20 protein-coding genes are annotated in these 23,499 nt (G+C 58.0%); 7 read left to right on the forward strand and 13 right to left on the reverse strand.

What is annotated here, in order from left to right:
* The 4 genes from IEI95_RS05465 to IEI95_RS05480 all read right to left on the reverse strand — a co-directional run bounded on the left by IEI95_RS05465 (position 1) and on the right by IEI95_RS05480 (position 5,120).
* Positions 1-861, reverse strand: coding sequence for an ABC transporter permease (locus IEI95_RS05465; RefSeq protein ID WP_156532586.1), 861 nt, complete (start codon positions 859-861; stop codon positions 1-3).
* Positions 858-1,886, reverse strand: a complete 1,029-nt coding sequence (locus IEI95_RS05470) for an ABC transporter permease (RefSeq protein WP_156532585.1) — start codon at positions 1,884-1,886, stop codon at positions 858-860. Before IEI95_RS05470 ends, IEI95_RS05465 begins: the two co-directional genes overlap by 4 nt.
* Positions 1,887-2,060: 174 nt before the next feature.
* Positions 2,061-4,376, reverse strand: coding sequence for a LuxR family transcriptional regulator (locus IEI95_RS05475; protein ID WP_194416132.1), 2,316 nt, complete (start codon positions 4,374-4,376; stop codon positions 2,061-2,063).
* 93 nt (positions 4,377-4,469) lie between these two features.
* Positions 4,470-5,120, reverse strand: a complete 651-nt coding sequence (locus IEI95_RS05480; protein WP_156532583.1) for a GntR family transcriptional regulator — start codon at positions 5,118-5,120, stop codon at positions 4,470-4,472.
* A gap of 167 nt (positions 5,121-5,287) precedes the next feature.
* Here IEI95_RS05480 and IEI95_RS05485 point away from each other — a divergent pair, with 167 nt between their 5' ends.
* The 3 genes from IEI95_RS05485 (at position 5,288) to IEI95_RS05495 (ending at position 9,772) form a co-directional block, all read left to right on the forward strand.
* Complete coding sequence (locus IEI95_RS05485; RefSeq protein ID WP_194416133.1) at positions 5,288-6,685, forward strand: malonyl-CoA decarboxylase; 1,398 nt, start codon at positions 5,288-5,290, stop codon at positions 6,683-6,685.
* 97 nt (positions 6,686-6,782) lie between these two features.
* Entirely contained in the window at positions 6,783-8,297 is a 1,515-nt protein-coding gene (locus tag IEI95_RS05490; RefSeq protein WP_156532581.1) for a malonate--CoA ligase, read from the forward strand.
* Between the two features lie 128 nt (positions 8,298-8,425).
* Entirely contained in the window at positions 8,426-9,772 is a 1,347-nt protein-coding gene (locus IEI95_RS05495) for an SLC13 family permease (RefSeq protein WP_156532580.1), read from the forward strand.
* A 108-nt stretch (positions 9,773-9,880) separates the two neighbouring features.
* Here IEI95_RS05495 and IEI95_RS05500 read toward each other — a convergent pair whose 3' ends face one another.
* Both IEI95_RS05500 and IEI95_RS05505 read right to left on the reverse strand, forming a co-directional pair.
* Positions 9,881-10,618 carry a PspA/IM30 family protein gene (locus IEI95_RS05500; protein ID WP_156532579.1) on the reverse strand — a complete coding sequence of 246 codons (738 nt, stop codon included), beginning with the start codon at positions 10,616-10,618 and terminating at the stop codon, positions 9,881-9,883.
* Positions 10,615-11,061, reverse strand: a complete 447-nt coding sequence (locus tag IEI95_RS05505) for a YjfI family protein (protein ID WP_087729925.1) — start codon at positions 11,059-11,061, stop codon at positions 10,615-10,617. Before IEI95_RS05505 ends, IEI95_RS05500 begins: the two co-directional genes overlap by 4 nt.
* 279 nt (positions 11,062-11,340) lie before the next feature.
* Between IEI95_RS05505 and IEI95_RS05510 the strand changes: the two genes are divergently transcribed.
* Genes IEI95_RS05510 through IEI95_RS05525 form a run of 4 tightly spaced genes read left to right on the forward strand, consistent with a single transcriptional unit; the run spans position 11,341 to position 14,189 of the window.
* The gene (locus IEI95_RS05510) at positions 11,341-12,000 is read left to right on the forward strand and encodes a YjfK family protein (RefSeq protein WP_156532578.1); all 660 of its coding nucleotides are present in this window, start codon (positions 11,341-11,343) and stop codon (positions 11,998-12,000) included.
* Positions 12,001-12,027: 27 nt separating this feature from the next.
* Positions 12,028-12,429 (forward strand): DUF350 domain-containing protein, encoded by a 402-nt coding sequence (locus IEI95_RS05515; protein ID WP_156532577.1) that lies wholly within the window; start codon positions 12,028-12,030, stop codon positions 12,427-12,429.
* 10 nt (positions 12,430-12,439) lie between these two features.
* Positions 12,440-13,033, forward strand: coding sequence for a DUF1190 domain-containing protein (locus tag IEI95_RS05520; protein ID WP_156532576.1), 594 nt, complete (start codon positions 12,440-12,442; stop codon positions 13,031-13,033).
* Between the two features lies 1 nt (position 13,034).
* Positions 13,035-14,189: a glutathionylspermidine synthase family protein gene (locus IEI95_RS05525; protein WP_156532575.1), complete on the forward strand. Its 1,155-nt coding sequence runs from the start codon at positions 13,035-13,037 to the stop codon at positions 14,187-14,189.
* Positions 14,190-14,316: 127 nt separating this feature from the next.
* Here IEI95_RS05525 and IEI95_RS05530 read toward each other — a convergent pair whose 3' ends face one another.
* The 7 genes from IEI95_RS05530 to IEI95_RS05560 form a co-directional block, all read right to left on the reverse strand.
* A complete protein-coding gene (locus tag IEI95_RS05530; protein ID WP_156537308.1) occupies positions 14,317-16,152 on the reverse strand; it encodes an ABC transporter ATP-binding protein in 1,836 nt (611 codons plus the stop codon).
* A 44-nt stretch (positions 16,153-16,196) separates the two neighbouring features.
* Positions 16,197-17,981, reverse strand: a complete 1,785-nt coding sequence (locus IEI95_RS05535) for a gamma-glutamyltransferase family protein (RefSeq protein WP_156532146.1) — start codon at positions 17,979-17,981, stop codon at positions 16,197-16,199.
* Between the two features lie 47 nt (positions 17,982-18,028).
* Positions 18,029-18,898, reverse strand: coding sequence for an ABC transporter permease (locus IEI95_RS05540; RefSeq protein WP_156532145.1), 870 nt, complete (start codon positions 18,896-18,898; stop codon positions 18,029-18,031).
* Positions 18,895-19,842, reverse strand: coding sequence for an ABC transporter permease (locus IEI95_RS05545; protein WP_156532144.1), 948 nt, complete (start codon positions 19,840-19,842; stop codon positions 18,895-18,897). The genes IEI95_RS05540 and IEI95_RS05545 overlap by 4 nt, the downstream gene beginning before the upstream one ends.
* A 100-nt stretch (positions 19,843-19,942) precedes the next feature.
* Positions 19,943-21,451 (reverse strand): ABC transporter substrate-binding protein, encoded by a 1,509-nt coding sequence (locus IEI95_RS05550; RefSeq protein ID WP_194416134.1) that lies wholly within the window; start codon positions 21,449-21,451, stop codon positions 19,943-19,945.
* 51 nt (positions 21,452-21,502) lie between these two features.
* Positions 21,503-22,219 carry a FadR/GntR family transcriptional regulator gene (locus IEI95_RS05555; protein ID WP_156532142.1) on the reverse strand — a complete coding sequence of 239 codons (717 nt, stop codon included), beginning with the start codon at positions 22,217-22,219 and terminating at the stop codon, positions 21,503-21,505.
* 116 nt (positions 22,220-22,335) lie between these two features.
* Positions 22,336-23,481, reverse strand: a complete 1,146-nt coding sequence (locus IEI95_RS05560) for a M24 family metallopeptidase (RefSeq protein ID WP_156532141.1) — start codon at positions 23,479-23,481, stop codon at positions 22,336-22,338.
* Between the last annotated feature and the right edge of the window lie 18 nt (positions 23,482-23,499).

Consider the following 23,499-nt stretch of genomic DNA (forward strand, 5'->3'; position numbering starts at 1 on the left):
TCACGCCTCCACATCAAACATGTCGCGCAAGCCATCGCCCAGCAGGTTGAAGCCAAGGGTGGCGTAGAAAATCGCCCCGCCGGGGGCCAGCACTTCCCACCATTTTTCCGGCAAAAACTGACGGCCATCGGCCACCATGGAGCCAAGGTCCGGCGTTGGCGGCTTCACGCCAAAACCGAGGAAGGACAGCGTCGCGCCAAACAGAATGACAAAGGCCGCATCCAGTGTGGTCTTGACCGAAATCACCGCAATGCAATTGGGCAGGATTTCCCGAAAAAGGATATGGATGGGACCAGCCCCGGCGAGACGCGCCGCCTCGATAAAATCCTCCCCGGCAATGGACACCGTGACGCGATAGACAAGCCGCGCATGCCATGTCCACCACAGAAGGGTAATGGCAATCATCGCATTGATCAGGTTTGGCTCCAGCACATTGCCAATCGCCAGCGCCATCACCAGCGGCGGAATGGCCAGCATGATATTGGTAAATCCGGTGATCAACCGCTCGGTCCAGCCGCCGAAATAGCCAGCGCACAGACCCAGTACCGCTCCAACAGGCACCGAAATTCCCAACACGCCAAACACCAGTAGCAATGAGACACGAAAGCCAAAAATGGTGCGGGTAAAAAGATCGCGGCCCACCTTATCGGTTCCAAACCAGTTGGTGAGGTTTGGCGGATTGTGGCGATGGCGAAAATCAACAACAGAGCCGATATGGCTGGGAAACGGCGTGATCAGTGGTGCAACTACGGCCATCACGACCACTGAAATCACAATCAACGCGCCGATCAAGGCGGCAGGATTGCGGGAAAAGCGGTACCAGCTCATGTAACCGGCGGAGAGATTGTGTTCGCTCATCATTGGCCTCCCCGAAAACGCAGGCGCGGATCAATCAGGCTCACAGCCAGATCGATGACGAGATTGGCGAGAATGAAAAACAGGCCGGAAATCAGCACCACCGCCATCAGGGCGTTCAGGTCTTTTTGCAAAATGGCGTTGAGACCGTAAGACGCAAACCCGCCCCAGCCAAACACCATTTCCACCACAAAGGCATTGCCAATCAGCGAGGCAAATTCCAGCCCCATGATGGTCAGGGGCGCAACAGACGACAGCTTGAGCAGGTAGCGAAAGGTCACAACATAATCCGGCACGCCAAAACTCAGCAGTGTCAACACATGGTCCTTGCGCTGATTTTCAATCATCGCCGAGCGCATGATGCGGGTAATCTGGCCAATGCCAGCCATGGCCAGTGCCAATGCGGGAAAAACCAGATGCTGAAGGGCATCGGTGAACACATCAAACCGGCCATGGATTAGGCTATCGACCAGCAGAAAGCCGGTTGGCCCGGCGGGAGCGTGTAGATCGAAATTCACCTGCCCCAACAAAGGCCAGCCCGGTAGAAAATTTGCCGCAAACAATTGCAGGCCGATGGCAAACAGAAAGGACGGCACCGTGACGCCGACCATGGAAAACAGCCGTCCGATATTATCGATCCAGGTGTTGCGGTGGCGGGCGATGATGACGCCAAGGGGAATGGCAATCAGCAGATCGAGAATGACCGTCACCACCACAAGCTCCAGCGTGGCGGGGAGAAATTCAACAACATCATGAATGACCAGACGATGCGACGACAGCGATTTGCCAAGATCGCCTTGCAGGGCATTCGTGATGTAGCGGCCATATTGCACGAGGACAGGCTGATCGAGCCCCATTTCACGGGCAAGCGCCGTGACCTGTTCCTGCGATGCCGACGGCCCCAACGCCATGCGGGCCGGATCGCCGGGTACCACGCGGGCCAGCGCAAAAATCATCAAAGACAGCACGAACAGCACCATGACAACGGAAAACACCCGCCTCACGATCTGCTCGACAATATGCAAAATCATCCCGCCATTCCCTCTTTGCGCCATGGTGGCGCGGAAGGACTGGCAAGAGCAATGTGGACGAAGGATAGGTTTTTACAAAATAAGGATAGGTTTTATGGCGTTTCAAGCCATGATCGGAACCGCTTTGCGGGCGGCGCGCAAGACAAGGAGCTAAAGTATTTCAGCGAGGCGCGATTAGCGCACCCAACCCAGCGCCTTCGCCGCCGCAATCGCATCGTGACGCCGGGAGCAGCCAAGTTTGCGATAGACATTTTTCAGATGAAATTTCACCGTGGGCTCTGAAATGCCGCTGTTGCGGGCAATCAGCTTGTTGGAGGCACCTTCCGCCAACATGGTCAGGATTTTCAGCTCCTGCTGGGTCAGCCGGGTCCGGGCCGCCGCAAGACTGCTGTGACGCCCCTTGTCCAGCCGCCGCAGGATAGCCCGCGCCGGGGTGGCCGCCATCACGAATTCGACTATCCGCTTGTCTTGCAGCAAGTGATCGAGAAACAGCCATTCCTCTGAGAGGGCCGTCAGTCCGCCATGGCTTGCGCAGCGTTCAAACACCTGTCGCAGCAGAGTGCGGGCTCTGGAATTTTGCTGCGTTTGCCGCAAGACGAAGGCCAGCCAGAGGGAAACCGCAATTTCCTGCCTGACCAGCAGATGCGGGTTGGTCAGCATCACCTCAAGCTTGCGGTCGAGATGGGGAAAGGCCGGGCGCTCGTAGGAGATTTGCCGCAGCCAGCTCAAGGCCAGCGTAATCTCGTCTCGACCCGCCAAGCGGGCCAGAGCCTCCTGCGCGCTTTCAATCCACACCCGATCAAACCCGGCCCGCAACGGCGCAAGCAGACGGGTCGCATCGCCCCAGCAATTGCCGCTTTGCAGGATCTGCGCCTTACGCACATCCAGGGAGAGACGAAACTGCCGATTCATCGGCTGGTAAACGCTCCAGCCATCGAGAAAGCGAAGAGCGACGCGGGTAGACATGTGGACACTCAAGGCGTGGCTGCCGTAGTAGATCGCGACATCGGCCAGACTTGGCCATAACTCGCCCGCAATCATTGCGGCCATCTCTTCCTGTAAAAAGCCAAGCAGCACCGCTGGCTCGCCGTTTTCATAGGCCATGCAAGCTGTCAGCAGGTCAAGAAAGCGACGATCTCCGGGACTGTCAAAGCCTGTTTTTGCCAGCATGTCCTCGGCAAGCCGCAGAGACTGGCCCATACGGTTGAAATCGGAGGTCAAAAGGCTGAGTACCGATTGATGCAGCGCTATATAGAAGCACAGAATGGGACAATCCGCCTGCCGATAGGCCTTCATGGCCTTTTCGGCCATGCCATTTGCCTCTTCGTAGCGCCGGAGCCGCAGGAAAAACTCCAGCATGGCATTGTAAAATGATCCGCGCTGCTCCGGCTCGTCCAGGGGTAGATCGCCACCAATCTCAAACAGCGCTTCCAGCAATCTGTCGGTCGGCGTAACATCCTCATAGATCAGGACCGTGATACGAAACAGCCTGACACGCAGGGAAAGCGCGCTATCGCCCGATAAAACGACCAGGACATCGCGCATTTCCACCCCGAAGCGCTGGACCAGAAATTGCATTGCCCATGCCACATCACCGGCTTTGATCATCAGAAAGGCGCGACTGATGGCCAGTTCTTCCGGCAGGTCATCACAGCCCGCCTCAAGACCTGTCACCACACGCAAGAAGGCATCATGGCCCAGCCGATAATAGAGAAACCAACCGCCTGCCTTGCAAAACAGGGACAGTGCGTCCTTGCCCTGATCGCAGGCCAGCAACCTCAGGATCACCGTCTCCAGATTTCGCGGGTTGCGGCGTAAAGCCTGGGCCAGAACGCCAGACGGATCAGCAGCCCGTGACGGATCGGCAAGACGTCGGAGCATTTCTTGCTCCAGCGCGCCGGGCAAAGCGCTCTTGATCCTTTGACAGGCTGCGGTGGCGGGATGGGCAAGCGGCGGCAGACGCATGGCAAGCCAGGACGGCCAATTCTCTCCACAGACCAGAAGCGCCGACATATCAGCATCATCCAGGCCCACCAGACAGTCTTCGGCCAGAAACGTCGAAAGCCGGCTCTGTCCAGCAAGCGCATCCTGACACTTTATCCCCGGCGATAACAGGACCGGCCAGCCGGCACATCTGTCCCAATCACGTCTGCTCAATCCGCCCTGCGGCAGCAGAAGATCCTCACCATCAAGATCCAGCACCTGACCATAGAGGCGCAGGCGGTCCAGCCCGGGCAAGCTCTCTCCGGGGCGCAGGGCAATGGCATAGCGGTGTCCTTGCTCAAGCCGCGAAAGGTCAGGAGAGATGGTTGGGCGATCATACACCGTCCACCGGGCGGCATCAGCCCCAAGCGCCGCGATCAATGCCTGAAGAAGCCAGGACTTACCGAAGCCTGCGGGCGCAGTCACGACGATGACAGGGCTAATGTCATGGACAATGCGCGCCATCAGATCGCTTCGCCCAATAGGCGCATCGAGTGGTGAGGTCATGGATTTCGCATTATGCTTCGACATCAGCGCTTACAGTCTGCCCAAGAGACCAAAACGCCATTATGACATCCTAATCACACTATGACATATTCATCACCGGGCAGCCATGTTGGCAACGAGGTCGCTGAACCTTTCACCCTGAACGGCCACATGCATTCCGAGCAATCGTCTTGTCTCCTCGACATCGCCTCGAAAAAGCGCCTCGACAATCGCCCCATGTTCGGAAAATGACGTCGGCAGGCGGTTGCGCACCCGCAATTGCAGCCGCCTGTAGGGTCGCAGGCGACGATGCAACTGGTTGCACTGCTCCTCCAGAAATTCGCTTCGGCTTGCCGCATAGATCGCCTTGTGAAAGGCTTCGTTGTCATAATAATAGCTATCGCTGTCGCCAGCGCCCGCGGAGATTTCACACCGCTTATGGGCATCAAGGATCGACTCTTTGGACTGCTCATCCAGCCGACGGGCAGCAAGCGAACCGGCCAGACCTTCCAGCTCGGCCATGACCTCGAACATTTGATAGATACGGTGCGGCCCCGGATCGATAACGATGGCGCCACGACGCGGACGGATCTCGATGAGGCCAATGGCGTTCAGTTGCATCAGCGCCTCGCGCACGGGTGTGCGCGACACACCGAACCTATTGGCCAGCAAGGTCTCATCCAACCGGAGACCGGGCGCAAATTCATGAGACAAAATCGCATTTTCAATTTCGTCTCGCAGCCAACGCCCCGCGTTTTCAGACATGTATCTGGCCTCCATAATGCAATTTTTCCACTCTTGTATACAAGACTGTTGACACCGTGCACATTGTGGGCCAGCTTACATACCATATTGCAGTCGATATTGAATAGACCATGATAATAAAAGGGACAGCGCGGGGGGCGCCGTCCTGATGACCGGAGGAATTTTGGATGGCCGGAACCTCTTTTCTCAGTGACCTGCTTTCGGGTGTCGCGGAACGCGGTCGCGCGCTGCTGTTTTCGGGATCGAAGGCACGCGACAGGGTCGTCGATACCGACATCGAAACCCTGTGTGAAATGCTGCTTTCAAGTCGCGGCGAAGCCTCGGGCATGGCAATCGCGGCGGAAATCCTGGATCGCTGGAGCCGTTTCAATGCCGCAGAGGCCGTCCAGTTTCTGCACATGCTGTCTGACCGTTTCGGCGCGGAAGCCGCAGCGCTCGACAAGGCGATAGACGCCTATCGGACCGACAAAAGCCCGATGGCCGTCATCGCGCTGCACAATGCAGCAGAACCGCGCCGGCAGGAGCTTTTGCGCCGCCTCAACCTTGCGCCCAACGGCACGCAAAAGCTTGTCCGCATGCGCGAGCGATTGCTGGAGACCAAGGAGGATCGCGCCGATCTTGGCGCCGTCGATACCGATTTCGCCCATCTTTTCAGCTCCTGGTTCAACCGTGGCTTTCTGACGCTGCAACCCATCGACTGGACGACACCGGCGCATATCCTGGAAAAGATCATCAAATATGAGGCCGTACACGAGATTGCCGGGTGGGAAGAATTGCGCCGGCGGCTCGCACCGGCAGATCGGCGCTGCTTCGCCTTTTTTCATCCCCGCCTGCGCGATGACCCTCTCGTTTTCGTGGAAGTGGCGCTGACCCGCTCGATACCGAGTGCCATCGCCGATGTGCTGGACGAAAGCCGGGATCATATCGGCCCCGATAGCGCAACGACTGCGGTCTTCTATTCGATTTCCAACTGCCAGGACGGGCTTCGCGGCATTTCCTTCGGAAATTTTCTCATCAAGCAGGTGGTGGAAGATCTGCGGCGGGATCTTCCCCGCCTCAAGGAATTCGTCACGCTTTCGCCAGTTCCGGGTTTCGGGCGCTGGATTTCCAAGATCAGGGATCCGAAGTCCGGTTTCCCACTGTCGCCAGAAGATCGCAATACGCTGGCTTTGCTGGATGATCCGACATGGCCTGACGATAAGGCAAGGGCGGATGCCGTGGAGCGCGTACTGCTGCCGCTCGCGGCACGATATTTCATCACTGAGCGAACGCCAGACAATCGTCCGGTGGATCCCGTTGCCCGCTTCCACCTTGGCAATGGCGCCAGACTGGAGCGGCTTAATTTTCTGGGCGATCGTTCGGCAAAGGCGATGCGCCAGGCGCATGGGCTGATGGTCAACTACCTCTACAAGCTGGAGGACATCGAGACCAATCACGAGGCCCTGGCACAGCGCGGAGAAGTGGCAGCATCGCCAGCCGTTAAAGCCTTGCAGGGAAAAATCGAGCTGGGCCTTCCTGAAAAAACCAAGGATATCAAAAAAGCGGAGAGCCTGTCCGGTTCTTAAACAAACTGGAGAGAGACCCGCACGCTGCTTGGAGCCAGGACGGATTTACGGTCCACGGCACAGACGGCGATCACCATGATCGGAGGAGTAGAGTCATATGAGCAACCATCTTTTTGATGCCATCAAAGCCGCAGCACGGCCCAGTTCACCATTCATTCTGATCAATGGCGGAAGGATCTGGACGTATGACGATGCGATTGCGCTTTCCGGACAGATTGCTGGCGCTATTGCCAAGCTCGGCATTCAGCCCGGCGACCGGATTGCCGTGCAGATCGAAAAAAGCCCGGAAGCACTGATCCTCTACTTGGCCTGCCTTCGCGCCGGTGCGGTCTACCTGCCGCTGAACACGGCCTATACGCTTGCCGAACTGGACTATTTCATTGGCGATGCCGAGCCGAAGCTGGTGGTTGTCTCCTCCTCCGCGCTGGACCCCATCAGAAAAGTGGCTGCCCCCTATGGAGCGCATGTCGAAACGCTGAATGCGGACGGCTCAGGCTCGCTGATCGATCTTGCCCGCATAGAACCGACCGATTTCGCCAATGTCGCCCGCGCGCCCGACGATCTCGCCGCCATCCTTTATACGTCGGGAACAACCGGTCGCTCCAAGGGCGCGATGCTGACCCATGACAATCTCCTGTCGAATGCCTTGACCCTGCGCGAGTTCTGGCGCGTCACAAGCGATGACCGGCTGATCCACGCCCTGCCGATTTTCCATACGCACGGGCTGTTCGTCGCCACCAATGTGACCCTGCTGTCTGGCGCGTCAATGATCCTGTTGCCAAAATTCGATCCTGACGAAGTGCTGTCATTGATGCCGAATGCCACGCTTCTCATGGGTGTTCCGACCTTTTACGTGCGCCTCCTGCAAAGCCAGAAGCTGGACCGGGAGATCACCGCCAATATACGCCTTTTCATCTCCGGCTCGGCGCCTCTGCTGGCCGAAACCCATGTCGAGTTTGGCAAGCGCACCGGCAAAGCGATCCTTGAACGCTACGGCATGACCGAAACCAACATGAACACGTCCAATCCCTATGACGGAGACCGAGTTCCAGGAACCGTCGGCCTGCCGCTGCCGGACGTGACCGTGCGTATCACCGATCCCGCCAGCGGTGCCATTCTTCCAGCAGGCGAAACAGGGTCGATTGAAATCAAAGGACCGAATGTCTTCAAGGGCTATTGGCGGATGCCTGAAAAGACCGCTGCTGAATTCACCGCGGACGGCTTCTTCATCAGCGGCGATCTCGGCAAGATCGATGAGAACGGCTATGTCCATATCGTTGGGCGCGGCAAGGATCTGGTGATCTCAGGCGGATACAATATCTACCCCAAGGAAGTCGAAAGCGAAATCGACCAGCTTGAGGGCGTCGTCGAAAGTGCTGTTATCGGCGTACCCCACCCGGATTTTGGCGAAGGCGTAACCGCCATTGTCATCTGCAAGCCCGGCGTCTCGCTGGATGAGAAGGCAATCCTCACTGCGCTTCAGGATCGGCTTGCCCGCTACAAGCAGCCCAAGCGTATTATTTTCCTGGAAGACCTGCCGCGCAATACGATGGGCAAGGTCCAGAAGAATGTTCTGCGCCAGCAATATGCCGATCTTTACGCGGCAGCCTGATTAAGCCTGGGAGCGCGCTCCAACTGCTCCCAGGTTAAGCCGCGTCATTTGGGAGGGGCGCGTGCAGAGATATCCAATCTGAATATACACACGCTGCCGGCACTCATCACGCCGCAGGGAGGGGACTTATGAACATTGAAATCCTATCTATAGGGCTGTTGGTTGCGATCTTCATCATCGCGACGATCCAGCCAATCAATATGGGTGTTCTGGCTTTTGGCTGCACCTTCGTCCTGGGCTCGCTGATTATCGGCATGAAGCCCGCCGACATTTTTGCGGGTTTTCCCGCCGACCTGTTCCTCACACTGGTAGCCGTCACCTATCTCTTTGCTATCGCTCAGATTAACGGAACCATCGACTGGCTTGTGGAACGGTCTGTCCGGATGGTTCGCGGGCGGGTCGGGTGGATACCCTGGGTGATGTTCCTCGTTGCTGCGATCATCACCGGATTCGGTGCGCTGGGTCCAGCCGCCGTTGCCATCCTCGCTCCTGTAGCACTCAGCTTTGCCGTTCAATACAGAATACATCCGGTTTTGATGGGGCTGATGGTCATTCACGGCGCACAGGCCGGTGGCTTCTCGCCGATCAGCATCTATGGCGGCATTACCAACCAAATCGTCGCCAAGGCTGGTCTTCCCTTCGCGCCGACCTCGCTGTTTCTCTCCAGCTTCTTCTTCAATCTGGCAATTGCCGTTCTCGTCTTTTTCGTTTTCGGCGGCCTTTCCATCCTGAAACAGAGATCTGCTGTCAAAGGCCCCCTGCCCGAACTTCATCCTGAAGGCATCTCGGCCTCTATAAAAGGCCATGGCGGCACGCCTGCCAAGCCGTTCCGCGAACATGCCTATGGTACCGCCGCAGACACCCAGTCAAAGGTGCGGCTGACGACCGAGAAGGTGACGACGCTTATTGGCCTTACCGCGCTTGGCGTCGGAGCCTTGGTCTTCAAGTTCAATGTTGGTCTGGTGGCAATCACCGTTGCGGTGCTGCTGGCTCTGCTTTCGCCCACAACGCAAAAGGCCGCCATCGACAAGGTCAGTTGGTCAACCGTGCTGCTGATTTCCGGCATCATCACCTATGTCGGCGTGATGGAAAAGGCAGGCACGATCGATTACGTCGCCCATGGCATCTCTAGCCTTGGCATGCCGCTGCTGGTGGCGTTGCTGCTGTGCTTCACAGGCGCCATCGTCTCAGCCTTCGCTTCATCGACAGCTTTGCTTGGGGCTATTATCCCGCTCGCCGTTCCCTTCCTGCTGCAAGGGCATATCAGCGCTGTCGGCGTGGTGGCGGCCATTGCGATCTCGACAACGATTGTCGATACCAGCCCGTTCTCAACCAATGGAGCCCTGGTCGTTGCCAATGCGCCAGATGAGCAACGCGACAAGGTCATGCGCCAGATGCTGATCTACAGCGCACTGATCGCACTGATCGGACCGGTCATCGCCTGGCTTGTCTTCGTCGTCCCCGGCATCATTTGATAAGAAAACCGGGTGGCCACAACCGGGTGGAATGCATCAGCGCTCCACCCGGTTTATTTTTGATTATGTGGCTCAGGTTCGCGTGTCCTTAAAACCGCGTCCCTTTTCTTAGCGCTCAACCTTCTCAGCGGGCGCAGGCAGAAGAACCTGGGCACTGGACCCGCTGGGGGCCATCAACTGCTTCAGCACATCGTCCGCCGATTGGCTGGAGCCACCAATACCTGCTTCCCGCAGCTGGCGATCAAGATCACTGCCATTTTCCAGCGCCGCCAGTTCCGCACCGGCCTCGATACGGCCTGCGGTGATTTCCTGGCGTTTCTTGATCCGTTCAAGGCTTTCCACTGCACTGCCAAGACGGGTGTTAATGCCAGACTGGCTATGTGAAATCGCCGATTGCGCCCGCAGCAGCGATTCATTTGCCTTCACATTTTCCACTTCGCGCTTCATCTGGGTAATGCGCGCCTCGGTGTCCTGGATGGTGCGCAGCATCTGTTGCTGGCGCGGCAGCAGACGGTTCAGTTCCTCTTCATCGCGCTGAATTTCGCCGCGGATAGTGGCGATGCGCTGCGCCAGGCCTTGGGCAAGGTCCATACGGCCAGCATTAACGGCGGCGCGCGCGCTGTCGCTATCCTTCAGCTCCTTGGCGCGGGCTTCTTCCAGCCTGCGCATGACGCTTTTGTTGGATGCCATGATCCCGGCCAAATCCGAACGCGCCCGGCGCAAGGACTGCTCGGCGTCCCGAAGTTCCTGATCCAGAATACGCATGGACTGACTATCGGCAGCAGCCTCTGCCACCTCGTTGACGCCGCCGCGAATGGCGGTGAAAATCTTTGCCCAGGTGCTCATGCCGCCATCTCCCCGTTCTTCCATTCGTCGATCATCACCGCCGCATCCACCGCGTTGGCCGCCAGAATGGCCACTTCCTCGACCACCGTTTCGGCGCGGGAGCGAGTCGAGAGCGAACCGAAAAGCTCATACCATTCCTCCCCGTCGATAATGGTAATGCCGAAACTGGATAGCGGCACGAATTTATGGGTCTTCAGAACCATGCGCTCGAAATCCGCGCGGTTCGGCACGTCATCGCATGGCACCAAAACGATGCTGGCGAGAATATCACGTTCGCCGCTCACGGCGACGAAGACATCCATGTCTCCCTTTTCCTTTAGCGTTACGCAGATCACGTCGCCGCTTTCAGGCACGGTCACATCGACATCGCCCAGCGCCTCGGGATCGGCTGCAAACAGACGGGTCAAGCTCGTCAAAGTCCAGGGTTCCAAACATTCCTCCATCGGTTGAAATTCTGAGCATTATCTGGGTATTCCGGCAGGCAGTTAAAAGCCTTTTATGCTAAATAGTTTGCGTGGAAAACGCCGTAAAGACAGGGGCTAAGTGATGACGTCTGTGCCCTTGTTGGTCTTTCCCTCTCCTTGTTTTCAAGGGCCGATCTCCATCTTGCCGCTCAATCCTGCCGGTTTTCCACGACGATAGAATGATGGTCAAGGTTGCTCTTTTCAATCTTGATGCCATATTCACCGCAGCTATCGATTGCGCCTTATAGGAGATGCTTGATGTTGGGTTGGTTCAGCGGACGCAAGACCGAAAAGCCGATGCAAAAGGAACTCGGCCCCCTGGGTGCCGTGATCGGTGGCGCGCTCGATCTTGATTTCCTCTCACTGGAAGCCGACGCGCTGGGGGCTCAACCGGCCATGCCGCTGCCTCAAAGCGGCGCTTTCATCATTGCCGCTTATGGGGAAGTCCGGCTCGATGCAGCATCGGTCCTGTCGCGCTATTACGATGAAAATCACCAGATGATCCAGGTCATGTCCCCATCCGGCAAGCCGGGCGATGGCATAGAAGATATAAGCTTCTACCGGCCCTGGGATAGCGTCGTGCCGGTCAGCCAGAGCGAATGGAACCGCTGGACAGGGCCATCAGGCATGATTGGTGCTTCCACTTACGATGCTGACGGTATCCTGTTCAACCGCTTCTGGGGCGAAGGTCCGGAGCGGGCCGAGACCGTTCAATTCGTCGAAGAGGTAGAGGATGGCGAGACCAGACGCTCGATCCATCAATCCTGCATGCTGTATTACCGGCCCCTTGGGACCACGCAGGAAATGCTGTTGATCAATGTGGAGCGGGATCTCGATCCCTCCCAGGCACAGGCGGGCCGCTCTGTCGAATTTCTGATTGGCTATGGTATCGGTGCCGCCGATGTCCGTCGCGTCTGACCAAAACCTTTCCTGAGGGGATATTTCATGCTGCATTATATGGCGGGACTTCCGGCCTTTCTGGGTTATTTCTTTATTGGCATCGCGGCTTATGGCGTTTTTGCAGCGATTTACACATGGCTGACGCCCCATAAGGAAGTTGAATTGATCCGGGCTGGCAATCTGGCTGCCGTCACGGCATTTCTGGGCGCTCTCATGGGGTTCAGCCTGCCGCTTGCCTCGGCGGCGGCCAATTCCGTCAGCATGATCGACTATATTCTCTGGGCATTCGTCGGCATTCTCGTGCAGATTTTCGCCTTTTACATCGCCAATTTCACCATGAAGGATCTGCATGAGAAAATCACCGCCGGTGATATTGCCGCAGGCCTTTGGGGCGGCGGCATCGCGCTGATCGTCGGCATTCTCAATGCTGCCTGCATGACTTATTGAGGAGGCCAGAATGCGCAGACGTTTAAGCGGGCGAAGGCCCCCGATCCTTGCCCTTGGCACCATCGCCGCCTCCAGCCTGCTGCTCTCCGGCTGCGGCGAGGATGCGCCCACCGAGCGCACCTTCACCTCCGTCGATCAATGCATCTCTCAAGGGATGGACCGGGAGGTGTGTCAGACAGCCTACCAGGATGCCGTCAAAGCCCATATGGCCAACGCACCGCGCTTTGATGGCATGGCCGCCTGCGAAGCTGAATATGGCGCAAAACAATGCGTGCAGCAGACAGCATCCAATACCGATGGCACCAGCGGTAGTGGTAGCTTTTTCATGCCCTTCATGGCCGGTTATCTACTGTCTTCGACCATCAACAATATTGGTGACTATAATCGATATAGGCGGGAAGAAACGCAGGGCCGCAGCTATGGCGCAGGCAGCTATGGCGGAGGCACGCCGATCTATCGCAACCGCAGCGGCCAGACCGTGACCATAAACAAAGGCCGCGACACGATCCTTGCTCCATCGACCTCCAAGCCCGCCAATGTCAATACCCGGACGGTTAGCCGCCAGGGCTTCGGGGGACGATCCTCCTTCAGTTTCGGCGGTTGATATGAAGCGCATCACCATTGCGGAACGTTCCGATTGGCGCGACAAGGCGCGCGCCGTTGGCTTTGGTTTTCATGAAATGTATGGCGAACCCTATTGGGTGGACGATGCCGCCTATGTGTTCTCCCTGGAAGAGATCGAGACCTTCATAGAGGCGCCAAGCCAGGAGTTGCACGATATGTGCATGGACCTGATCGGCGATATCGTCGGCAGTGAGGAGATACTCGACCGGCTGGCCATTCCAGACGATCTTCGCGACGTGGTAAGCAGATCCTGGCAACGCCAGGACCGGCATCTCTATGGGCGTTTCGATCTTGCCTATGATGGCGAAAGCCCTGCCAAGCTGCTGGAATATAACGCCGATACGCCGACATCCGTTTTCGAGACCGCCTATTTCCAGTTCAATTGGCTCACCGACCAGCAGGCGCTTGGCGCGCTGCCCGCCGATGCCGACCAGTATAATCTATTGCAGGAAAGCCTTGTGGAGGCATTCGAGCAGTTTCCAAAACAGTCGATGTTCCATTTCACGGCGATGACCGAGAATGAGGAAGATCGCGGCACCACGGTTTACCTGATGGATTGCGCCCTCCAGGCCGGGCACCGCGTCGAACTTCTCGATATCGGCGATATCGGCATTGATGCAGAAGGGCGCTTTACGGATCTGCAAGACCGGGTGATCGACCAGTGTTTCAAGCTCTACCCCTGGGAATTCATGCTGCGCGAGCCGTTTTCGCGCCAATTGGCACGGTCCGGCGATGTGTTTGTCGAACCCGCCTGGAAATCAATCTTGTCCAACAAGGGGCTGCTGCCGCTACTCTGGCAGCGCCACCCCAACCACCCCAATCTATTGCCAAGCTTTTTTGCCGACGATCCCGCCGCCTCAAGCCTTGGCGACTACGTGCGAAAACCGCTTCTGTCGCGAGAAGGCGAAAACGTCACGCTTTTCCAAGGCGGCACGGAATCTCTCGTCTCCCCAGGTGGTTACGGCGAGGAAGGATTTATCGTTCAAGCCTATGCACCGCTGTTTAAGAGCGAGGCTGGCTTTGCCGTGCTCGGCAGCTGGATTGTCGGTGATCGCGCCTGCGCCCTTGGCATCCGCGAGGACCGCTCCCGCATTACCGCCAATCTCTCGCGCTTTGTGCCGCATGTGATTGTCTGAAGTTAGAGTCAGTCAGGTTCAGTCTGAACCAGACTGACTCTAGATTCTTTTGTTTTCGTTTGTCTTTTCGGGAAAACCGGTTTCCACTTTTCCCTGACAAACTAGTGCAGCGGATTTGTCCGAAATCCTATCCTACCCTCGTGTCATCCCGCATGACCATGTGGCCCGGTGACACCTGTTCATAGCGTCTTTTGGGCGGTTTATAGCCGAGCGGGCGCACCGGGCTTTTCAGCTCTTCGCTGTCCAGATCGCGCCGGATATTTCGGCGGGAAGGATCGGGTACCGGCACGGCTTTCATCAGCTTTCGGGTATAGGGATGTTGCGGGTTGGAGAAGACAGCAGCTCTCGGGCCGATCTCGACGATTTCGCCCAAATACATCACCGCCACCCGGTGGCTGACCCGCTCCACCACCGCCATGTCGTGGGAAATGAACAGAAAAGCGATTTTCAGGCTGGCTTGCAGATCCATCAGCAGATTGCAGACCTGCGCCTTGATGGACACGTCGAGGGCCGACACACTTTCATCGGCGACGATGACTTTCGGACCCAGCGCCAGCGCCCGGGCAATGGCAATACGCTGGCGCTGTCCGCCGGAAAACTCGTGCGGATAGCGGTTGGCCATATCGGCGCTGAGGCCCACCCGCTTCATCAGGTCGGCGGCTTTGTCCCGCGCTTGCCGGTGCGTGGCCAGCCGGTGCGTGGTGATCGGCTCGGCCACCGAAGCACCGACGGTCATACGCGGATTGAGGCTGGCGAAAGGATCTTGAAAAATCATCTGGATGGAACGGCGCATCCGGTTGATATCGGGGCCCCGCAGGGACAGAACATCATAGCCGTCCAGCTGGACCGAGCCGCTGAGAGGATCGATCAGCCGCATGACGGAACGTCCGGTGGTCGACTTTCCGCAGCCCGACTCTCCTACAAGCGATAATGTTTCACCCTGGAAAAGATCAAATGAGACATCCTCGACGGCATGGATCACGCCGGTTTTTCTGCCGAACAACCCACCCTTGATGTCGAAGCGCGTCACCAGATCCCGCACCTGGAGAACCGGCGTCAGGCCCCGCTCGACAGTATCGGCGACAACCGTAGGCTCCACCCGTTCGCCGGTCGCCATATCCACCACCGGAAAGCGCCGTGGCCAGGCTGCATCGCCCATTTCCCCCAGGCGCGGAACCGCAGAGAGCAGGGCGCGGGTATAGGGATGGCGGCCCTTGTGAAAAACATCGCTCGTCGTGCCGGTTTCCACCACATCGCCGCGAAACATCACCATAGTGCGGTCAGCAATTTCGGCCACGACGCCCATATCATGGGTGATGAACAGCACCGACATGCCCTCTTCCGCCTGCAATTGCTTGATGAGATCAAGGATTTGGCCCTGAATCGTCACGTCAAGGGCCGTGGTCGGCTCGTCAGCGATCAGGATTTTCGGTTTCAGCGCCAGCGCCATGGCGATCATCACCCGCTGGCGCATTCCGCCCGAGAATTGATGCGGATAATCATCAAACCGCGCCCCGGCATTGGGAATGCGAACCTTGTCCAGCAGGTGGATGGTCTGCGCGCGCGCCTCGCTTTTGGACAGACCACCATGGGCAATCAAGGCCTCGGAAATCTGCCGGCCGATGGTGAAAATCGGATTGAGGCTGGTCATCGGCTCCTGAAAGATCATCGCCATGTCCCTGCCGCGTACGTTGCGCATGGCCTTTCGGGACAAAGCCATCATATCCCGGCCCTCCAGCATGATCCTCCCGGTCGTCCGGCTGCTCTGTTCAGCCAGCAGCCGCATGATCGATAGCGATGTCACACTCTTGCCCGAACCGCTCTCGCCGACAATGGCGAGCGTCTCGCCCGCCATCACATCGAAAGACACATTGCGGACCACGGTTTTCCAGCGTCCATCCACCAGAAAAGCGGTTTTCAGCCCCTCTACGGACAAGATCGGTGCAGGTGTTTGCGCGCTCATGACAGGTCCTCGTTGGTGATCGGGTCTACAGCCCCAGGCGTGACTTATCGTCCAACCGCATAGGCCTGCATCAGCCTTGGCGTTGCTGCGGCCCGCAACAGTCCATCGGCATCGCGCCGCGCTGCGGTCAATCGGCCGATAGACCATGGTTCGGCAACGGTCAGGGCATGACCGCGTCTGGCCAACTCAGTAATCGTCGCCTCCGGGAAATTCTTCTCCACCATCAGGCTGCCCGGCTCACGGGTGCGTGGATAAAACGAACCGGGGAAATGCGAGGTGTGAAACAGCGGCTGATCGATAGCCGCCTGAAGATTGAAACCATGGTGGACATAGCGCAGGAAAAACGACAGCTGCCATTGATCCTGCTGGTCCCCGCCCGGCGTGCCAAACGACAGGGTGGGACGGCCTTCATACAGCGCGATCGATGGCGTCAGGGTGGTGCGCGGGCGTTTGCCCGGTTGCAGCGAGGTGGGCAGGCCGGGTTTGAGCCAGAACATCTGCGCCCGTGAATTGAGGCAGAAACCAAGCCCCGGCACAATCGGCGAGGATTGCAGCCAGCCGCCGGATGGCGTGACGGAGACCATATTGCCGTCGCGGTCGATCACATCGATATGCACGGTGTCGCCGCGCTTTTCGCTCAAATGCGCCATGGTCGGCTCAAACACCGCCCCGGTTTTGGAGGTGGCGCCCAACATCTCCATAGTGCGGGTATATTGATCCTCAAAGCCCGCAACCCGGCCCGGCACCAGATCGAAAGACGCCGTCTCGCCGATCAATCCGCGACGCTCCGTGGCGTAGGCCTCGCTCAGCAAATGCTGCATCGGCACCGTGGCGAAGGCCGGATCGCCATAGTAAATCTCGCGGTCGGCATAGGCCAGCTTCATGGCCTCGGTGACGGTGTGAACGAAATCCGGGCCATCCGAGGCCATGGCCGCAATATCGAAGCCTTTCAGGAGGGACAGGGCCTGCAACAGCACCGGTCCCTGCCCCCATGGTCCGGTCTTGGCCACGGTCCAGCCATGATAATCAAAGGTTTGCGGCTCCTCTATGGTCGCAGACCAACTGGCCATATCGTCAGCCGTCAGCACGCCTTTGTGACACGCACCGCTCGCATCCATCACTGCCGTGGATTGGACATAGGCATCAATGCGTTCTGCCACAAAACCACGGTAGAAGGCGTCGCGCGCTGCTTCAATCTGCGCCTCGCGACCGGATTTGGCCTCGGCTTCCGCAATGATCCGCTTCCAGGTCTCGGCCAGAACCGGATTGGTGAACAGGCTATTCAGCTCCGGGGCGAAGCCGCCCGGCAACCAGGTCTGGTGCGAGGTTGGCCAATGCTGTTCGAAGAAGCTGCCAAGTCCCTTGATGGTGGCCGAAACTCTGGCCAGAACCGGGTGGCCTTTTTCGGCATAATAAATGGCTGGCTCCAGCACGTCACGCACGCTCATCGTGCCGTAATCGCGCAGCATCAGCATCCAGCCGTCGAAGGCGCCGGGTATAACGGTTGCCAGCAGGCCATCGCCGGGAATGAGATCCAGCCCTTCCGCCGTGTAATGCTCGATGGTGGCGCCCGCCGGTGCAGGCCCCTGGGCGCAGATGACCTCCACCTTGTCCTTCTTTTTCGAATAGATCACGGCAGGCATATCACCGCCCGGACCACACAGATGCGGCTCGACAACTTGCAACACGAAACCGGTGGCGACGGCAGCATCGAAGGCGTTACCGCCCTTTTCCAGAATGGCCATGCCGACGGCAGAGGCAATCCAGTGGGTGGAGGCAACGACGCCAAAGGTGCCGAGAATTTCAGGCCGGGTGGTAAAGTCACTCATAGCGTATATCCCAGAATTGAAATGAAGGTATGTCTTGGCTTTTTGCCTCAGGAAGAGCGTGGATCGAGAACGTCACGCAGCCCATCCCCCAGGAGATTGAAACCGATGACGACCAGAAAAATCGCTCCGCCCGGCCATATGGCCATCCAGGGTGCCTGACTGAGGAAATTCTTGGCGACATTCAGCATCGAGCCCCAGCTTGGGGCCGGCGGCTGCTGTCCAAGCCCCAGAAAAGACAGGCTGGCCTCGGCGATGATCGCAGTGGCGACCGTCAGCGTTGCCTGCACCAGAACCGGCGCCAGAATATTGGGAAAGATGTAACGGCTCATGATTGCCACATGCCCAAGGCCGATGGAGCGTGCGCCCTCCACATAATCTTCCGTTTTCACCGCCAAAACCTGACCACGGCTCAACCGGATGAAGGTTGGCAATGCCGAAAGGCCGATGGCAATCATCGCGTTGGTCAGACTTGGCCCAAGAAAAGCGGCAAGAGCGATGGCCATGATCAAAAACGGCATTGCCAGGAAGGCCTCGGTGATGCGGGAAATCACCATATCGCTCCAGCCGCCGAAATAACCGGAGAGGATACCAAGCGGAACACCAAGGATGGTGGCAATCGCCACGGAAAAAATCCCTGCGGCCAGCGAAGCCCGCGCCCCCCAGATCATCCTGGACATGATATCGCGGCCAAGGTCATCCGTGCCGAACGGGTGGGCCAGCGACGGTGCCTTGCGAATGGCTGACCAGCTCGACGCTAAGGGATCGGCGATGGGCAGCAATGGCGCCAGCAGCGCCACCGTAAGAAAGAACAGAATGATCGCCAGACCAACCAACGCTGCCTTGTTGGCTTTCAGTTTGCGCCAGCCTCTGCCGGATAGGTGGGACGGGCCAGTTGCGGCCCCAGTCATGGCGGTCATAGGCTGGCCCTCATGCGAGGATTGAGAAGAAGATAGAGACAATCGGCCATCAGGTTCATCAGGATGAAGCCGATGGCGGTGCAGAGCACGACGCCCTGGACGACGGCATAGTCGCGATTGAACACCGCATCGACGATCAGCTTGCCAAAGCCGGGAATGGTGAAAATCTGCTCTGTCAGCACCGCACCGGCCAGCAATTCGCCAAACAGCAAGGCGGTCAGGGTGACGATGGGCAAAACGGCATTGCGAAAACTATGAGACAGGATAACCGAACGTTCGGGCATGCCCTTGGCGCGAGCGGTGCGCACATAATCCGAACTGAGAACCCCCAGCATGGCCGAGCGCGTGTGGCGCATGATCGATGCTGCCAAGGCATTGCCGAGCACGAACGACGGCATCAGCATGGTTTTCATCGACATCCATGGGTCGGAAAAGAACGGTTGATAGCCGGAGGCCGGCAGCCAACCAAGCCGAACCGAAACCAGCAGAATGAGCATGATACCAAGCCAGAAATTCGGGATCGACAGGCCAGACAGCGCCACCACGCTTGCCAGGTAATCGATCAGCGTATTCTTCTTGACCGCGGCCAGAATGCCGAGGGGAATGCCGAGGGCAAGAGCAAAGATCATCGACATGATGGCCAGTTGGCAGGTGACGGGCAGTTTCTCGCCGATCAGTTCCAGCACGGGCTGGTTGGTCCGCAATGACATGCCGAGATCACCCTTCAGCGCGGCGCCAAGCCACATTACATATTGAACGGGCATCGGATCATTCAGGTGATATTTCTCGCGCAGGCTTTCCATCACCGCGGGATCGCGATCTTCTCCCGCCATAATCAGCACCGGATCACCAGGCAGAAGTTTTTGCAGCGAAAAAACGAAGACAGAAATGATCAGCAGCGTCGGTATGGCCAGCAACAGGCGCCGGGCAAGAAAAGTGGGCATGACGGTCTCCGCATGAATGAGGCGTTTGTGTCAGGCGGCGCAGCTGCCGCCTGACAAACATCGCTTCCGGGACAGGATCATCAGAGCGACAAGAAAGACTTCAATTGGCCTTATGCAGGCCCGTCAGGCGGATCATTCCATCCGGTGACGGCACAAAACCGGTGATCTTCTTGCTGGACGCCCAGAGCCAGGACTGATGACCGAGATAGATGATCGGCAGGTCGTCATTCAGGATTTCATCGGCCGCATCATATTTCTGCTTGCGCAGGGCGTCGTCGGTGGATTGCCGCGCTTCGTTCAACAGCGTATCGACGGCGGGATTGCAATATTTGGTATCGTTGATGCCACCCTTGCAGGTGACGAACTGATGCAGATTGCCATCCGGGTCCACGCGCCCGGACCAATCCGAACGGCTGATCTGGTAATTTCCAGCCGTTTGCTCGTTGAGCATGGTGGCAAACTCCATCGTCTTCAGCGTCACGTCAAAACCAGCCTCAGCGACCATCGATTGCACGACCTGCATCATCTGCAACACCGTCGCGCTGTTGGAAACCTGCAACTCAATCGGCACCCGGTCAAATCCAGCGGCTTTGATCAGGGCTTTTGCCTTTTCGACATCGCGGGCAGGCACGGGAATCCGCTTGTCATACCAGGGGCTGACAGGCGGAAAGGGCTGATTGCCCGCCAGAGCCGTCCCCTCAAAGACGATCTGATTCAGTGCTTCGCGATCGATGGCCAGCGAGAAGGCCTGCCGCAGGCGCTTGTCCTTGCCAAGCGGGTTGTTGGCGCGAGGACCATTGCCGATATTAACATACATCGCCATGTAACCAACGCCCACTGCCTGTTCAAAGTCCAGCTTCCCATCGGATTTGATGGATGCGGCATCGGTGGGCGCCACCCGCTCAATCATATCGAGATCACCGGAGCGCAAATTGGCGAGGCGCACCGTGCTATCGACAATCGGCAGATAGGTGAGCTTGTTGATGAAGATCTGATCCTTGTTCCAGTAATCGGCAAATTTCTCCAGCACGATCCGGTCCTGCTGCACCCGCTCGACGAATTTGAACGGCCCGGCGCAAACGGGATGGCTGCCGAAATTGGCTCCCAATTCCTTGGCGGCCTTGGGCGAGACGATCATCCCGGCCCGGTCGGACAATTGCGCCAGCAGTGTCGAATCCGGGGCCTTGAGGGTGAATTTCACCGTATCGCTGCCGATAGCCTCGACCTTTTCAACCGAGGCAAGCTCGCTCTTGCGCCGCGATTCCGCCATGGTCATGTTGCGCGGGATGGTGGCGACAACCGCTTCGGCGTTGAGGGGTGTTTCATCGTGAAATTTCACGCCCTGGCGCAGCGTCATGGTTAAAACCTTGCCACCCTCGCTCCAGGCCCAGCCGGTGGCAAGCTGCGGGATGATTTTCAGGTCGGGCGAGACATCGACCAGTTTGTCGCACATTGCCGTGTAGACGATGCGCCCCACGAAGGTGCGCGACTGCGCCGGATCGAGAACGTCAGGGTCTTCCGACAAGCCGATCTTCAGGTCTGCGGCCATCACAGGTGCGGCAAAAGCGGCGGTGACGAGCAGCGCGGTCAAAACTCTGTTCAGTTTCATGCCATTCCCCTCATTGTTGTTTTTATGCTGATGATAGGCAGTTCTTGGCCGTCATGCCTCTGCGAGGTGGACGGCGGTATCGATCGAGGTAATGCGGATCAGGCTCTCTTGCAGGGTGAGAAGGTGGACCCGCATGGCTTCGCCGGCTCCGATCGGGTCGCGCGATGCAATCCGATCGATAATGGCGAGATGCTGGCCATGGGTGACTGGACGAGTTTGGGCAAACGCCCGCGCCTGTTCACGAATATTCTGCCAGGCCGGGTCCTGCCGCGTCCGGTTCATCACATCGAACAACGCCAGGAAAAGGCTGTTACCAGCGCATTGGGCAATCTTTCGATGCAGCGCCCCATCCCAAAGCTCCCGCCCATCGGCATCCTTGCTGGCGCCGATCTTTGCGACAAGATCATACATGGCCTGCACATCTGTCGCATTGGCACGCAGAGCCGCCAACTGCGCCAGTTGCGGCTCAAGCCGGAGACGCACTTCCATGACTTCCAACGGATCGGTTCCAGCAACCAAGGCACCGACATAGTCATCAAATGCGTCAGGGCGCGCACCGGCAAACGTGCCAGACCCCTGCCGCCGCCAGATTAGCCCTTCTGCTTCCAGAACCTCAAGGGCCCGGCGAACGGAACGGCGGCCAAGACAAAGCTCCTCGCACAATGACCGCTCTGTCGGCAGTTTCTCGCCTGCACTGAACCGGCCAGAGCTCAGCAGTTCACGCAATTTGTTGAGGGCGAGATTGGAATTGTCGTGATCGTCAATCATGCATTGGTTCGAACCAATTGATAATTGGTTCATACTCAGACGAACGAAGAGATGAGTCAATCCGACTCTGCATATTTTTTCATGCTGCTTTTATTTTAGGCAGACAGATACTGTCCTTATCCTGACCAAGGCTCCGTCGGCCCCTTGGCGGGCTGGGTAAACCATTTCGGCCCATCGGAGGTCATGTAAATGATGTCTTCCAGACGCAGGCCAAATTGTCCGGGCAGGACAATCATCGGCTCGCAGGAAAAGCACATTCCCTCTTCAAGACGCACAGTATTGCCGCGCACGATATAGGGCTCCTCATGTCCCTCAAGACCAAGACCATGACCAGCGCGGTGGGGCAGTCCGGGAAGCTGGTAATCCGGGCCGAGGCCGTGGCGGGTCAGCACGTCGCGGGCGGCATCATCCAGGCTACCACAGGTCGCGCCAATCCGGGCCGCATCGAAAACCGCCTGCTGCGCCGCCCGCTCAATCGCCCATATGCGGGCAAACTCGGCAGTTGGCTCCTCCAGCATATAGGTGCGGGTAATGTCGGAGTTATAGCCATCAATGCGGCAGCCGGTATCGACCAACACCACATCGCCCGGCTGGTAATATTGCTCGCCATCCGCCCCATGCGGCAAGGACGTGGTCTCGCCAAAGGAAACGATGCAGAAGGTGGAGCCGTTGCTGGCGCCTAGCCGTCGGTGTTCGTCATCAATAAAGCGCACGACCTCCGAGGCGGCAATGCCGGGCCGGATCATGGCATGCGCTTTGCGCTGCACATCCAGGGTCAAGTTCATCGCATATTGGATGATGGCGATTTCAGTGGCGGATTTTCGCAGGCGCTGACCGCGCAGCAGCGGTCCCCCATCGATCAGCCGATCTGCTGCTATTTCGCGCTTTAGGGCATTGTAGACGAAAAGCGGCACGGAATCGTCGACCGCAAGCGTGCCACCGTGTGGCATGAAGGACGCGACAAGGGCGGCGCTGCTTTCATCTTCTTCCCACACCCTGATATCGCCGGGAAGATGCGGCAATGTCTCCACCCGGCTGCGCTCAAAGCCCGGCACCACATAAACGAGATCCGATGCTGTAATCACCGCCCCCACAAGTCGCTCACTGCCATGCCAGACCAGCCCGGTGAAATAGCGCAGGCTCTCGGTGGAGCCGATCAGCACGGCGCCGATATCCTTTTCCGCCATGGTCTTTCGAAGGGCCTCTAACCGGAGAACCCGCTCTTCCATGGGGATTTTCGGGGCTGATAGACGTGAGGACATGGTCTGTTTCCCTGGTAT

Source organism: Agrobacterium vitis (genome assembly GCF_014926405.1).
Lineage (GTDB): Bacteria > Pseudomonadota > Alphaproteobacteria > Rhizobiales > Rhizobiaceae > Allorhizobium > Allorhizobium vitis_H.

Bases quoted from the DNA above. Each gene is read 5' to 3' on its own strand.
- IEI95_RS05555 (WP_156532142.1), bottom strand. From the start codon at position 22,219: ATGATTGACGATCACGACAATTCCAATCTCGCCCTCAACAAATTGCGT.
- IEI95_RS05495 (WP_156532580.1), top strand. From the start codon at position 8,426: ATGAACATTGAAATCCTATCTATAGGGCTGTTGGTTGCGATCTTCATC.
- IEI95_RS05535 (WP_156532146.1), bottom strand. From the start codon at position 17,981: ATGAGTGACTTTACCACCCGGCCTGAAATTCTCGGCACCTTTGGCGTC.
- IEI95_RS05475 (WP_194416132.1), bottom strand. From the start codon at position 4,376: ATGACCTCACCACTCGATGCGCCTATTGGGCGAAGCGATCTGATGGCG.
- IEI95_RS05515 (WP_156532577.1), top strand. From the start codon at position 12,028: ATGCTGCATTATATGGCGGGACTTCCGGCCTTTCTGGGTTATTTCTTT.
- IEI95_RS05560 (WP_156532141.1), bottom strand. From the start codon at position 23,481: ATGTCCTCACGTCTATCAGCCCCGAAAATCCCCATGGAAGAGCGGGTT.
- IEI95_RS05510 (WP_156532578.1), top strand. From the start codon at position 11,341: ATGTTGGGTTGGTTCAGCGGACGCAAGACCGAAAAGCCGATGCAAAAG.
- IEI95_RS05470 (WP_156532585.1), bottom strand. From the start codon at position 1,886: ATGATTTTGCATATTGTCGAGCAGATCGTGAGGCGGGTGTTTTCCGTT.
- IEI95_RS05500 (WP_156532579.1), bottom strand. From the start codon at position 10,618: ATGAGCACCTGGGCAAAGATTTTCACCGCCATTCGCGGCGGCGTCAAC.
- IEI95_RS05530 (WP_156537308.1), bottom strand. From the start codon at position 16,152: ATGAGCGCGCAAACACCTGCACCGATCTTGTCCGTAGAGGGGCTGAAA.
- IEI95_RS05540 (WP_156532145.1), bottom strand. From the start codon at position 18,898: ATGACCGCCATGACTGGGGCCGCAACTGGCCCGTCCCACCTATCCGGC.
- IEI95_RS05525 (WP_156532575.1), top strand. From the start codon at position 13,035: ATGAAGCGCATCACCATTGCGGAACGTTCCGATTGGCGCGACAAGGCG.
- IEI95_RS05550 (WP_194416134.1), bottom strand. From the start codon at position 21,451: ATGAAACTGAACAGAGTTTTGACCGCGCTGCTCGTCACCGCCGCTTTT.
- IEI95_RS05485 (WP_194416133.1), top strand. From the start codon at position 5,288: ATGGCCGGAACCTCTTTTCTCAGTGACCTGCTTTCGGGTGTCGCGGAA.
- IEI95_RS05480 (WP_156532583.1), bottom strand. From the start codon at position 5,120: ATGTCTGAAAACGCGGGGCGTTGGCTGCGAGACGAAATTGAAAATGCG.
- IEI95_RS05505 (WP_087729925.1), bottom strand. From the start codon at position 11,061: ATGGAGGAATGTTTGGAACCCTGGACTTTGACGAGCTTGACCCGTCTG.
- IEI95_RS05490 (WP_156532581.1), top strand. From the start codon at position 6,783: ATGAGCAACCATCTTTTTGATGCCATCAAAGCCGCAGCACGGCCCAGT.
- IEI95_RS05545 (WP_156532144.1), bottom strand. From the start codon at position 19,842: ATGCCCACTTTTCTTGCCCGGCGCCTGTTGCTGGCCATACCGACGCTG.
- IEI95_RS05520 (WP_156532576.1), top strand. From the start codon at position 12,440: ATGCGCAGACGTTTAAGCGGGCGAAGGCCCCCGATCCTTGCCCTTGGC.
- IEI95_RS05465 (WP_156532586.1), bottom strand. From the start codon at position 861: ATGATGAGCGAACACAATCTCTCCGCCGGTTACATGAGCTGGTACCGC.